Source organism: Saccharothrix stipae (assembly GCF_054781895.1).
On record NZ_BAAGTN010000001.1, the window covers coordinates 664,763 to 678,178 of the forward strand.

Sequence of the window (13,416 nt, forward strand, 5' to 3'; positions counted from 1 at the left end):
ACCGGGCACGCAGGGAGACGCCGTGGACGACGAACACCGGACCGCCCGGTCCGGCGAGCAGGACCACCCGGCGGTGGTCGGCGGCGCGCTCACCGTGGCCGACGTCCTGGCCCTGCCGCTGTTCGCGGCGGGTCTGCCCGAGGTGGTCGCCGGCGAATCCGGCCTGGACCGGCCCGTCCGCTGGGTGCACATCACCGAGCTGACCGACCCGGCGTCGTTCCTCAAGGGCGGTGAGCTGGTGCTGACCACCGGGATGCCCCTGCCGACCGATCCCTCGCTGGTGCGCCGGTACGTGGACGAGCTCGCCGACGTGGGCGCGGCCGCCCTGGTGATCGAGCTGGTCCGGAGGTTCCACCGGCCACCCGACGCCCTGGTCCGCGCCTGCCGGACCCGCGGCCTGCCCCTGGTCACGCTGGCCAAGGACGTCAACTTCGTCGAGGTCACCCAGGTCGTCCACGCCCTGATCCTCGGCAGCCACGCGGAGGCGATGCGGCGGACGCAGCAGATCCACGACGCCTTCACCGCGTTGACGCTGCGCGGCGCGGGCCCCGAGGACGTGCTGCGGGCCGCGGCGGAGATGAGCGGCCACACGGTGGTCTTGGAGAACCTCGCGCACCAGGCGCTCCTCTGCGAAGTCGCGGGTCGGACCGCGGCCGAGGCGCTCGCCGACTGGGAACGCCGGTCCCGAGCCGTCCCACCCGGTGACGACACCGACGTCCGCGGTCCCGAGAGGTGGCTGGTGACCCCGGTGGAGTACCACGGCGAGCGGTGGGGCCGCGTGGCCATGCTCCCCGCCCTCGCCCCGCCGGTGCCGGGCAGACCCGCGCGCGCCACCGCGTTCGGACCCGAGGACGTCACCGTGCTGGTGCGAACGGCGATGGCGTTGACGATCGCCCGCCTCATCCACACCTCGACGTGGGAACGCCGGGCCCACGGCAACCTGCTCCAGGACATCGCCGAACAACGCCACCGCTCCGCCGACGAGGCACGAGTGCGTGCGGCGGCACTGGGCGTGCCGACCAAGGACACCGGCTACGTCGCCGTGCTCGTGGACACGTCGGCCGGGGACGCCCTGGTCGACGCGCTGGAGCCCGGCACGGTCCTGGTGGGCGAGCTGAGCCCGGGGCGGGTCGGCGTGTTGCTCGCGCTGCGCGCGGGCCAGCTGTGGCGGCCTGCGGTCGAGCACCTCGGCCGCACCGCGCTCGACGTCGATCCGGCGGCCGTGGTGAGCGTCGGCTCCGAGGTCACCGACCTCGCCCACGCCGCCCGGTCGTTCCGGCAGGCGGCCCGGGTCGCGGAAGCCGTCCTGCCCGGCGAGGTCGGCAAGCCCTACCACGAGCTGTCCGACATCGGCCTGCGGGAACTGCTGCGCACGCTGCGCGAGGACATCCGCGTGCAGGACTACGTGGAACGCCAGATCGGCCGCCTCATCGAGCACGACGACCGCCACCGGACCGACCTGGTGCCCACCCTGCGCCACTACCTCGACGCCGCCGGCAACAAGACCACCGCCGCCCGCCGCGGCGACCTCTCCCGCCAGACGCTCTACCAGCGCCTGGCGACCATCGAACGACTGCTCGACTGCGACCTCGAATCCGGTGAGCGGCGCACGGAGCTGCACGTGGCCCTCATGGCGCTGGACGTGCTGAGACTGGGCTGACCACCGGATCCCGATCACCACTCGGTCAGGCGGTCGGGCACGGCGGCCAGCAGCTCCCGCGTGTGGTCGTGGGCGGGTGCGTCGCACACCTGGCGGGCGGGGCCGGACTCGACGATGCGGCCGCGGTGCAGCACCGCCACCCGGTGCGCGACGTGCCGGACCAGCGCGAGGTCGTGGCAGATGAACAGCTGGGCGAGCCCCAGTCCGTCCTGCAACTCGGTGAACAGGTTGATCACCCCGGCGCGCACCGACGGGTCGAGCGCCGACACCGGTTCGTCGAGCACCAGCAGCCTCGGCTCGCTCGCCAACGCCCGCGCGATGCCGACCCGCTGGCACTGGCCGCCGGACAACTCGTGCGGCAGCCTGCGGGCGACGGACCGGTCGAGGCGCACGAGGTCGAGCAGCTCGGCCACCCGCGCGGGACCGGCCGCAGCCTCCCAGCGGCCCTGGACGTGCAGCGGCTCGGCGACCGCGTCGAACACCGTCTTGCGCGGGCTGAGCGCGGCGTGCGGGTCCTGGAACACCGGCTGCATCCCGCGCCTGAGCGTGCGGAGCCCGCGTTCGTCCACGGTGGTCAGCTCACGACCGTCGAACCGGACCGACCCGCCGTCCGGCTTGCGCAGCACGAGCACGGCGGCGGCGGTGCTGGACTTGCCGGACCCGGACTCGCCGACCAGGGCGAGCGTCTCCCCCGCGGCCACGGTGAAGGAGATCCGGTCCACCGCCGTCACGGGCGGGGTCCGGCGTCCCCGTGCCGGGTAGCGGACGACGAGGTCGCGGACTTCGAGCAGCGGCGCGGTCACGGCGCGGCCCCCTCGAACAGGTCGGTGGTGCGTTGCGGCAGCTCGCCGAGCCGGTGGCAGGACGCCCAGTGCCCGTCCCGCCACTCGGTGGGCTCGGGCTCGTGCGCCGTGCAGGAGTCCGTCACCGCCGGGCAGCGCGGGGCGAACGCGCACCCCGGTGGCAGGGCACCGCTCGTCGCGGGTGTTCCGGCCATCGCGGGCAGGTACCTGCTCGTCGCGTGCCGCGGTGGCAACGACGCGATCAAGCCGGCCGTGTAGGGCGCACGCGGCTCGCGCAGGACCCGGTGGACCGGACCGGACTCCACGTGCCGGCCCGCGTACATCACGAGCACCCGGTCGGCGTGCGCGGCGGCGACGGCGAGGTCGTGCGTGACCAGGACGACCGCCATCCCGGCCCGCTCGCGGAGCGTGCCGAGCAGGTCCAGGATCCGGGCCTGGACGGTCGGGTCCAGCGCGGTCGTCGGCTCGTCGGCCACCACGAGGTCCGGCTCGTTGACCGTCGCCATGGCGATCACCGCGCGCTGGCGCATGCCGCCGGAGAACTCGTGCGGGTATGCACGGGCGCGGCGGGCGGCGTCCGGGATGCCGACGCGGTCGAGCGCGGCGACGGCCCGTGCCAGCGCCGCCCGACGACCGCCGCCCCGCACGGACCGGACGGCGAGGGCGAGCTGGTCTCCGACCGTGTGCACGGGACTGAGCACGGACAGCGCGTCCTGCGGCACGAAGGCCATCCGACGTCCCCACAACGTCCGGTGCGCCGCACCCGCGGCACCGACCAGTTCCCCGCCGTCGAACCGGATCCGACCGCGCACGCGCATCCCGGCGGGCAGCAACCCCAGCACGGCTCGCGCGGTGAGGGACTTCCCGGCACCGGACTCCCCCACCACGGCGAGCATCTCGCCCGCCGTGACGTCGAACGACACACCGCGCACCAGTTCGACCTCGTGCGGCCGGGTCGCGGTGATCCGCAGGTCGCGGACTTCCAGCAGCGCTCCGGCGCTCATCGCGCACCGATCCCTTCGACGATCGGCATCAGGCGTCGCCTGCGCATCGCGCCGAACGGCCCGTGATCCGTCCGGCCCGGTCCGCGCAGCGTGGACAACGAGACCGCGAGCGCGGCGAGCAGCAGCAGCATCGCCGCCGGCGCGAGTGCCGCCAGCGGAGCGCGCTCCACGTAGGGCAACGACTCGGCCAGCATCAGGCCCCACTCCGGTGCGGGTGGCTGCGCGCCGAGCCCGAGGAAGCCCAGGGACGCCAGGGCGAGCGCGATGATCGGCAGGCGCAGGACGGCGTGGCGGGCGACCGGACCGGCCACCGCCGGCAGCACGTGGCGCAGCAGGATCCACGACGGTGGCGACCCGATGGCGCGCAACGCCGTCACGTAGGCGGCGGCGCGGGTTTCCTGGACCAGGGCCGCCGCGTGGGCGGCGAGCGGCGGCCAGGACACGAGTGCGACCGCGATGGACGCGCCCAGGGCGCCGGGGCCGAGCACGGCGGCGACCAGGATGCCGGCGATCACCGGGGGCACGGCGTTGGCCGTCTCCGCCACGCCCGACGCCAGGCTCGGCAGGAACCCCAGCACCATCGCGAGCACGTAGGAGCACAGGCACACGCCCGCCGCCACACCGAGCGTCGCGGCGGCGCCGTGGCCGACCCTGGCGAGGACGTCCCGGCCGAGCGAGTCGGTGCCCAGCGGGTGCGCCCACGACGGGCCCTCGAGCCGGTCGGCCACGTCCAGCCGCAGCGGCTCCAGCAGCAGCCCCCAGCCGATGACCACGGCCGGCACCACCGCGCACACGAGCGGAACCACCCGCCGCGCACGGCCGGTCGTCCCCGCCACCGGCGCGGGCAGCGACAACGCGGCGTCGCGCAACCCGGGACCGAGCAGCCGGCGCCGGACGAGCGACGCCGCCGCTCCCGCGATCACGCCCAGGAGCACCAGCACGAGCACCGAAGCCTGTAGCAGCGGCAAGTCCTGGGATTCCGCCGCGCCCAGGGCGGCACGGCCGATGCCCGGCACCGCGAACACGGTCTCGACTGCCACCGCGCCACCGGTCAGACCCACGGCCACGAGGCCGATCTGCGGCAGCAGGGGTGGCAGGACGCGGCGCAACGCCGCCCACGCGATGACGCGCGGCGTGCACCCCGAGGACCGCCACAACCCGACCCAGCGCTCCCCCAGCGCGGCCGGCAGCGCGTCGTCGACCAGTCGTCCCAGCACCGCGCCCGCCGGGATGCCCATCGCGAGCGCGGGCAGCACCAGGTGTCGCGGTCCGTCCCAGCCGTACGGCGGGAACCACCCCAACCACACCGAGACGACGATCAACAGGATCGTGGCGACCAGGAACTCCGGCAACGCCGCCAGCGCCGCGGCACCGCCGCCGCCCGGACCTCCGCGCAGCGTGCCCCGCGCACCGCGCACGACCGTCCGCGCGCACAACGCGCCGGCCACCAGCAGGGCGACGACCAACGCCGCGCCCATCAGGGTCAACGAGACGCCCAGACCCGACAGCACCGACGGCAGCACGTCGCCGCCGCTGACCCAGGACCGCCCGAGGTCACCGCGTAGCACCCCGCCCAGCCAGTCACCGAACAGCCCCGCCGGCCCCGCGTCCAGGCCGAGTTCCCGCCGCACGGACGCCAGCGCCTCCGGGGTCGCCTCCTGTTCGGCGGAACGGGCACGCAGCACCGACAGCGTCGCGTCGCGACCCGACAGCCAGGGCAGCGACCCGACGACCGCGACGACCAACGCGAGCGCACCGGCGCGGGACAGGAGCGCACCGGCGCGGTCGCGCACCGACACTCCGCTCACCTCAACCGGGTGGCCGCGGTGACCAGCATCCGCTCGCGCGGGTCCTTGGCCGAGTCCGCCACCGACGTCAGGTCGCCCTGGATGACGCGTTCGTGCAGCATCGGGATCGCCGCGTCGGTCCGCAGCACCGCCGCCTCGGCCTCCAGGATCGCGGCCCGGCGCTGATCACCGGCTTCCACCCCCGCCGCCTTCGCCACGGCGGCGTCCACCGCCGGGTCGCACAGCCCCGCGATGTTGAACGACCCGTCGCAGGCGAAGTCCGACCTCAGGTAGGCGACGGGATCACCGGAGTCCAGCACCGTCGCCCGGGACAGGATGAACGCGTCGAACTTGCCGGCCAGCATGTCCTGCTCGATGTGCGCGTACTCGCGCACGACCTGGTTCACCGTGAACCCCTTGTCCTGCAACTGCTGCTGCAACACCGAGGCGACCTCGGGCAGCTCGGCCCGGTCGGTGAACGTCGCGAGGGTGATGGTCACCCCCGTCGGAGCCGCGGCCTTCGTCCGGTCGCCCAAGGCTTTCCGTCCCTCGGCCGCCCACGGCAGCGCCGGGCCGAGCAGGCCCCGCGCCACGTCGGCCCGTCCCTCGTACACGCCCTTCACGATCGCCTCGGCGTCGATCGCCTCACGTGCCGCGGCACGCAGGGCGGGATCGGCGAACGGCCCGGTCCTGGTGTTGAGGTACAGGGTGTTGGTGCGCGGCATCGGCACCTCGGTGATCGTCCGCTGGTCCAGCAGCGCGGCCTGGGACACCGGCACCGCCTCCACGACGTGGGCCTCACCGCTGCGGATCGCCGCGGCGCGGGCGGCGCCGTCCGGCACGAACGAGACGTCGATGCCCGCGGCCTTCGCCTTGTCACCCCAGTAACCGTCGAAGCGGTCGAGCGTGGCGCCCGTCGTGCCGTTGACGCGCACCAGCTCGAACGGGCCGCTGCCGGCGCCGATCGGGTTCACCTTGCCGTCCGGGGCGTACGCCCGCTCGGCCAGCACGGACAGCTGCGGCGAGGAGAGTCGTTGCGGCACCAGGGGATCCGGCATGTCGGTGGTGAGCACGACCTTGTCGGCCTCGGCGCGGACCTCCAGGCGGACGCCGTCGAGGATGCGCGGCTTGGGCGAGGCCTTCATCGCGCGGGTCAGCGTGTTCGCGGCCACGGCCGCGGTGAGCACGCTGCCGTCGTGGAACGTCACGCCCTGCCGGACGACGAATTCCCACGTCGTGTCGGACGTGCGGCTCCACCGGGTGGCCAGCGCGGGCCGCGCGTCGCCCTTCTCGTCCAGGTTCACCAGCGTCTCGGCCGTCGACCAGCGGGACAGCTTGAAGGCGTCGTCGCTGAACGGCGACAACCCCGACCGCGGCGGCAGCATCATCGCCACCTTGATCCGGCTTTCACCGGACGGGTCGTCGGTTCCGGTCGCCCCGGACGCGAAGCAGCCGGTGAGGAGAACGGAGACCGCCATGAGGCCGGCGGCGGCCAGGGGTGTGCGGTGGTGCATGAGCCTGTCCCGAGGTCGTTGAAGAGTGAACGATCGGACCGTAGCTCATGACAATCGTTTCCAACTAATTCGTCCCACGATGTGCCCGGGATCGGCGCACGACGCCGCGCGGGGACGCTTGTGGATCATTGAGACTTCAATCACCTCACCGGAGGATTGGTAAGGCTCGCCTTATACGGTGTCGTCGCCCTCGCCGCCCTCCGGTGAGCCGGGACGTCATCGCCGCTCTGCCCTGATAGGACCCACCATGCGCTCAACCACCCGTGGCGTCGTCGCCGCGCTCGCCCTCGTCCCGCTGCTGGCGGGCTGTTTCGTGTCGGGCTCGGGTGACCCGGCCGCGGGAACCGGGTCGGGCGGCCGGGTGCGGGTCGCGCTCGCGGTGCCCCCAGCGCAGGCACTGTCCCCGTACAGCAACGACGCGACCGTGCTGAGCAAGCTCTCCGTCGCCGAAGGACTCACGGCGCTGGGGGCGGACGGAGCCGCCGCGCCCGCGCTGGCGAAGTCCTGGACCCGGACGGACGGCACGACCTGGGTCTTCGAGCTGCGCCGGGCGAAGTTCCACGACGGCACCGAGGTCACCGCCGAGTCCGTGGTCAACGCGCTCGACCACGCCGGCGCCGCGAAGGCCAAGCCCCGCGTCCTCAGCGACGTGACGCTGACCGCGAAGGCCGTGGACGCCGACACCGTCACGATCGCCACGAAGGTCCCCGACCCGGTGCTCCCCCTCCGGCTCGCCAGCCCCGCGCTGGGCATCTTCGCCGCGAAGGCCTACGCGCAGGACGGCACCGTCAGCCCCATCGGCACCGGGACCGGTCCCTTCCGGATCACCGACCTCACCGGGAAGACCAAGGCGGCCCTGGACCGCTTCGACGACTACTGGGGCGGCAAGGCCCAGGCGCCCGGGATCGACGTGACCTGGATCGCCGACGGCGCCGCCCGCGCCAACGGCCTGCGCGCCGGTGAAGTCGACATCGCCGAGTGGATCCCCACCGCCCAGGCGAAGCTGCTGGACGCCGGCACCCGGCACGAGGTGCCCTCCGTCCGGACCGACAGCCTGGTCCTCAACACCGCGGACGGGGTCTTCGCCGACGCCTCGTTGCGCGCGGCCGCCCGCGAGGCGGTGGACGGTGCCGCGCTCGTCGACTCGGTCTTCGGCGGGTACGCCGACGTCGCGCGCGGCCTGTTCGGGCCCGCCATCCCGTGGGCGGCCGACCAGCGGGTCGAGGTGACCGGCCGGGCGGCGGCCGCGACCGCCGACCAGGTCAGGTCGAAGACGCAGGGCACGCCGCTGCGCCTGGCCACCTACACCAACCGGGCCGAACTGCCCGAGATCGCGACGGTCCTCCAGCAGCAGCTGGAGCAGGCCGGGTTCGCGGTGCGGCAGGACGTGCGCGAGTACACGCAGATGGAGGCCGACCTGCTGGCCGGCAGGTACGACGCGCTGGTCTTCTCCAGGGTCACGCTCCTCGACACCGGCGACGCGGTCGCGTACCTCGCGAGCGACTTCGCCGGCAGCGGCGTCTACAACATCGCCCGGGTCAAGGACGCCGCGGTCGACCGGGCCATCAGCTCCGCCGCCGAGGAGGGCGACACCGCGCTGCGCCAGCGGAAGATCATGTCGGCGGAAGCCGAGGTCCTGCGCACCGACGCCCTCGTGCCGCTGGTCCACGAGAAGGTCGTGCAGGGCGTCGGCGCCAATGTCGAGGGCGTGCGCCTCGACCCCCGTGAGCGCTCCCTGATCGACCTCGACACCCGCCTGAAGTAGCGGCGGATGATCGGCACCACGTCCACCGGCGTCGACGCCCGCCCGCCCCGGTGGCGGGCGGGCGCGGGGCGCGTCGCCGCCGGCGCGGGGCTGCTGACGGCCGTCACGCTGCTGCCCTGGCTGTCCGGGACGGACCCCGCGCTGACGGTCCTGCGGGCCCGTTCCGCGGACCAGGACCCCACCCCCGCGCAACTGGCCGCGGTGCGGGAGCAACTGGGCCTGGACGAGGGACCGTTCCGGCACTTCGCGCACTGGCTTGGCGGACTGCCGCGCGGCGACGCGGGCACCTCCTGGGTGTCGGGTGAACCGGTCCTCCCGCAGGTGACGAGCGCCTTCGCGGTCTCGACCACGCTGATGCTCGGCGCGCTCGTGGTCACGCTGGCGGTGGCCGCGCTGGTCAGCGCGCGCACCCTCCACCTCGGCGCACGGCAGGCGCCGGCACCGGGGCGGGCGGGCACCGGTGCCGCCTTCCTCGCCGCGCTGCCCAAGTTCCTCCTCGCCGCGCTGCTCGCCACCGTGTTCGGGGTGTGGCTGGGGTGGTTCCCGTCCAGCGGCTGGGCCGGACCGGCGTCGATGGTGCTGCCCGCCCTCGCCCTCGGCGTGCCGTCCGGGGCGATGATCGGCGGCCTGCTCGACCAGTCCCTGCCCGGCGCCTTCGCCGAGCCGTGGGTGCGGACGTGGCACGCCTGCGGGATCCCGCCCGGCCGCATCGCCCTGCGGGCACTGCGCGGTGCGGTGGCCGGGGTGCTGCCCCAGTTCCTGCCGACCGTCGTCGCCCTCGTCGGCGGCGCGGTCGCGGTGGAGAAGATCTTCAACATCCCGGGGCTCGGCCGACTCGCCCTGGACGCCGCCATCGCCCAGGACCTCCCGCCGTTGCAGACCGCGACCCTGGCCCTCGCCCTGCTCGGCGTCGCCGCCGGGATGCTCGTCCAGGCCCTGCGGCACGCCCTGCTCGGGCCGGCCCTGCGAGAAGGCGGGCTGAACGCCCAGCACGCACCGGTCCTCCGGCCGCGGCGCTCCACCCGTCGGGTGGCCGGGTTCTGCGCGACGACCTTGCTCGCGCTCGTCCTCCTCGGGTTGCTGCGCGATCCGCTGCACGTCGACACGACGGCCCGCCTGCTGCCCCCCTCGGTCACGTACCCGTTGGGCACGGACGCGCTCGGCCGCGACCTGCTGGCCCGGCTGGGGCACGGTGCGCTGCGCACCGCGGGCCTGGCACTCGCGGTGACGGCGGTCAGCGTGGTCACCGGAGTGCTGCTCGGCGTGGCGGGGCGGGTGACCGCGGGGCTGACCGAGGTCATGTCGACGCTGCCCGCCGTCCTGGTCGGACTCCTGACCACCGCGGTCGCCGGGCCCTCGGTGTGGGGTGCCGCGGCCGCGGTGTGCCTGGTCGGCTGGACCCCTTACGCGGCGCAGACCGCGGCGTTGTCCGAACAGGAACGGGCGAGCGGCCACGTCCTGGCGTCGATCTCGTGCGGTGCCGGGCCGACGCACCTGCTGCGCCGCCACCTGCTGCCCGCCGTGCTGCCGGCCGTGCTGCGCAACGCCCTGCTGCGCCTGCCCACGACGGTCCTCGTGCTGGCGTCGCTCGGCTTCCTCGGGCTCGGCGACCAACCGCCCACACCCGAGTGGGGCCGGCTGCTGGCCGAGAGCCAGCCGTACCTGGAACTGGCGCCCTGGGCGGTGCTCGGCCCGGCCTCGGCGCTCGTGCTGCTCTCCGTCCTGGCCATGTCCGGCACCGCGTCGGTGAGGCGCAGGGCCGGAAGCGCCACGGCTGGTTGACCGAGGAGGCCACACCGGTACCGCGCCGCTACCCGCACCCGGACGAGGGGGCATCATCTGCGCCATGCCGTTCACCGCATCCCGTGGGCTCGGGCGCCAGACCGAACGCTGGTTCGTCCGAAGTGGAACCCCGACCATGATCGAGGGCTACGGGTTCGTCTCCCACATCCTGCCCAGGATGCTGCCCGCACTGGTCTTCGTGACGTTCGGGAGCCTCGCGTGGCTCGTGCCGCTGAAGACCGCCGGCGCCCATCGGTGGGCGTTGCTCGGCGTCGTGCTCGTGGTGACGGCGGCCGCGTGGGTGACCGTGCGGACCTTCCTGCGGCGGCTGCCCCGCTTCTCGCCGACGGCCACCGTCGCGATTCTCGTCGCGTACGCGGCGATGCCGGTCGCCGCGCCCCTGATGCAACTGGCCGTCGACGACGACGTCACGGCGCCCGCGGGGCAGGACGTGGGACTGCCGGGGTTCGTCCTCTTCTTCGCCGGGGCCTTCGCCGCGACGCTCGTGGCCACCACCTACGGGTTCGGCACGCTGCTGCGCCGGGCGATCGTGCACGTGGTGCAGGACCTGCGCAACAGCACGCACCTGCTCGGGCGGGCCCTGCCGTCGATGTTGTTCGTCACCCTGTTCCTGTTCTTCACCGGTGAGCTGTGGCAGGCGATGAACCGGTTCACGACCTGGCGGCTCGTGCTCGTCGTCCTGCTGTTCGCCGCGGTCACCGTCCTCGCCGCGGCCGCGCGCCTGCGCGACGAGATCGGCCGCGTCGAGCAGGACCTCAGCCCGCCCCTGCTCACGGCGGCGTGCCAGGGCACACCGCTGGCCTCCGTGCCGATCGAGGAGCTGGCGCGCGAGGAGCCCTTCCGCGCGGTGCCGCTCAACGGCCGCCAGTCCCGCAACCTGCTGGTCGTGCTCGCCACCCGGCAGCTCGTGCAAGCCGCCGTGGTCGGGCTGGCGCTGTTCGGGTTCTTCATCGTCCTCGGTTTGATCGTGGTCACGCCCGAGACGGCCGAGCAGTGGATCGGCGCACCGGCCGCGAAGTCCGACCTGCTGCCTGCCGTGCCGGTGGCGCTGCTGCGCAACGCCACCCTCTTCGCCGCGTTCGGCAGCATGTACTTCACCATCACCTCGATGAGCGACACCGATCACCGCGAGCGGTTCTTCGCACCGATCATCGCCGGGATCGAGCGGACGCTGGCGGTCCGGGCGGTCTACCTGGCTGTGCGGCGCCACGGCGGCCCCGGTGAATCGCGCGGCGCACGATGAGCTCCGGTGGCCGACGGGCGACGAGGTGGCGCGGTCGAATCGAAATGCCCGCGCGCACGACTATTGCGCGGCCGGTGTACGAAGCCATTGCCGCCAATGGAGCAGTACGAAACTTTTAGCACCCTTTTAGCTCGGCATATGCCATTGGCGACACGGCCGACAGGCCCGCACAACGCTTGTGAGCGCCCACAATAGGTGGGATACTTCCGGCATCCAGGTCGATCCAGGGACAGCCCGTCGAAACTTCCGCCTAAAGTTTCGAGCGGCGAACCCGTTCACCCGGTTCGTCGATTCCGGATCCGCCGCTGTCCTCCCGCGAATCATCGCGCACGGAAAGCCTGGACGAGCCCGATTCACCACTACCCGTCGGACACGCGGCGGCTGTCCCTCAGAAGGTGTCACACATGAAGCTGACAGCGAGGTCAGTGTCACGAGCAGCGCTCGTGACGGCTTTGGTGGCCACAACCGGTGGCGCGGTGATCTTCACGGCCACGACGGCCTCGGCCGCGAGCACGCTCGGCGCGTCGGCGGCGCAGACCGGCCGGTACTTCGGCACGGCCGTGGCCGCGGGCCGGCTCGGCGACTCGACCTACTCCGGACTCCTGCAGCGCGAGTTCGACATGGTCACCGCCGAGAACGAGATGAAGATCGACGCCACCGAACCCAACCAGAACCAGTTCACCTACGGCAACGCCGACCGCATCGTCAACCTCGCCCGATCCCAGGGCAAACGAGTACGCGGCCACACCCTGGCATGGCACTCCCAGCAACCCGGCTGGATGCAGAACATGTCGGGCTCGGCACTGCGCAACGCGATGTTGAACCACGTCACCAAGGTGGCCACGTACTACCGGGGCAAGATCTACGCGTGGGACGTGGTGAACGAGGCGTTCCAGGACGGCAGCTCCGGCGCACGCCGTGACTCGAACTTGCAGCGCACGGGCAACGACTGGATCGAGGCGGCGTTCCGCGCGGCGCGCGCGGCGGACCCGGATGCGAAGCTCTGCTACAACGACTACAACACCGACGACTGGACGCACGCCAAGACCCAGGCCGTCTACCGACTGGTGCAGGACTTCAAGCAGCGCGGCGTTCCCATCGACTGCGTCGGCCTGCAGTCCCACTTCAACCCCCAGAGCCCGGTGCCCGGCAATTACCAGACCACCTTGCAGAACTTCGCCAACCTCGGCGTCGACGTCCAGATCACCGAACTGGACATCGAGGGCTCCGGCTCCGCGCAGGCGTCGAACTACGAACGCGTCGTCAAGGCCTGCCTCGCCGTGACCCGCTGCACCGGCATCACCGTCTGGGGCATCCGCGACACCGACTCCTGGCGCTCCTCGGGCACCCCGCTGCTGTTCGACGGCTCCGGCAACAAGAAGCCCGCCTACACCTCGGTCCTCAACGCGCTCAACGCGGCCCCGCCGTCCTCCACCACCACGACCACCACGACGACGACCACCACCTCGACGACGACCTCCACGACCACGTCCACCACCACGACGACGTCGACCACCACGACAACGCCGATACCGGGCGGTTGCGCGGCCACCGTGTCCGCGCTCGACCAGTGGAACGGCGGCTTCGTGGCCACGATCAAGGTCTCGGCGGGCTCGTCCAGCGTCAACGGCTGGTCCGCGTCGGTGGCACTGCCGTCCGGGGTGAGCATCGTGAACGCCTGGAACGCCGGGCGAAGCGGCAACACCGGCTCGGTGACGTTCACCAACGTGGCCTACAACGGCGGCATCCCCGCCGGCGGATCCACCGAGTTCGGCTTCCAGGCCAACGGGACCGCGGGCGCCCTCTCACTCACCTGCTCCGCCGGCTGAGTGCCCGC

Annotated in this window: 9 protein-coding genes; 5 read left to right on the forward strand and 4 right to left on the reverse strand. The window is 73.2% G+C overall.

Annotated elements, in window-relative coordinates:
- The first annotated feature begins 22 nt into the window (after window positions 1–22).
- Window positions 23–1,660 carry a PucR family transcriptional regulator gene (locus ACYVLT_RS02835; protein ID WP_461118474.1) on the forward strand — a complete coding sequence of 546 codons (1,638 nt, stop codon included), beginning with the start codon at window positions 23–25 and terminating at the stop codon, window positions 1,658–1,660.
- Between the two features lie 14 nt (window positions 1,661–1,674).
- On the opposite strand, the gene ACYVLT_RS02840 is transcribed toward ACYVLT_RS02835, so the two are convergent.
- The 4 genes from ACYVLT_RS02840 to ACYVLT_RS02855 are packed head-to-tail and all read right to left on the reverse strand — an operon-like array spanning window position 1,675 to window position 6,768.
- Entirely contained in the window at window positions 1,675–2,463 is a 789-nt protein-coding gene (locus ACYVLT_RS02840; protein WP_461118475.1) for an ATP-binding cassette domain-containing protein, read from the reverse strand.
- Window positions 2,460–3,467: an ABC transporter ATP-binding protein gene (locus ACYVLT_RS02845; RefSeq protein WP_461118476.1), complete on the reverse strand. Its 1,008-nt coding sequence runs from the start codon at window positions 3,465–3,467 to the stop codon at window positions 2,460–2,462. Before ACYVLT_RS02845 ends, ACYVLT_RS02840 begins: the two co-directional genes overlap by 4 nt.
- Window positions 3,464–5,266, reverse strand: a complete 1,803-nt coding sequence (locus tag ACYVLT_RS02850; RefSeq protein ID WP_461118477.1) for an ABC transporter permease subunit — start codon at window positions 5,264–5,266, stop codon at window positions 3,464–3,466. The genes ACYVLT_RS02845 and ACYVLT_RS02850 overlap by 4 nt, the downstream gene beginning before the upstream one ends.
- Window positions 5,267–5,271: 5 nt before the next feature.
- Window positions 5,272–6,768, reverse strand: coding sequence for an ABC transporter substrate-binding protein (locus ACYVLT_RS02855; RefSeq protein WP_461118478.1), 1,497 nt, complete (start codon window positions 6,766–6,768; stop codon window positions 5,272–5,274).
- Between the two features lie 247 nt (window positions 6,769–7,015).
- Between ACYVLT_RS02855 and ACYVLT_RS02860 the strand changes: the two genes are divergently transcribed.
- From ACYVLT_RS02860 to ACYVLT_RS02875, 4 genes are all read left to right on the forward strand, one after another.
- The gene (locus tag ACYVLT_RS02860) at window positions 7,016–8,533 is read left to right on the forward strand and encodes an ABC transporter substrate-binding protein (protein ID WP_461118479.1); all 1,518 of its coding nucleotides are present in this window, start codon (window positions 7,016–7,018) and stop codon (window positions 8,531–8,533) included.
- Between the two features lie 6 nt (window positions 8,534–8,539).
- Window positions 8,540–10,315, forward strand: coding sequence for an ABC transporter permease subunit (locus ACYVLT_RS02865; protein ID WP_461118480.1), 1,776 nt, complete (start codon window positions 8,540–8,542; stop codon window positions 10,313–10,315).
- Window positions 10,316–10,379: 64 nt separating this feature from the next.
- Window positions 10,380–11,579 (forward strand): hypothetical protein, encoded by a 1,200-nt coding sequence (locus ACYVLT_RS02870; protein WP_461118481.1) that lies wholly within the window; start codon window positions 10,380–10,382, stop codon window positions 11,577–11,579.
- Window positions 11,580–11,983: 404 nt separating this feature from the next.
- Complete coding sequence (locus ACYVLT_RS02875) at window positions 11,984–13,408, forward strand: endo-1,4-beta-xylanase (protein WP_461118482.1); 1,425 nt, start codon at window positions 11,984–11,986, stop codon at window positions 13,406–13,408.
- Window positions 13,409–13,416: the final 8 nt, after the last annotated feature.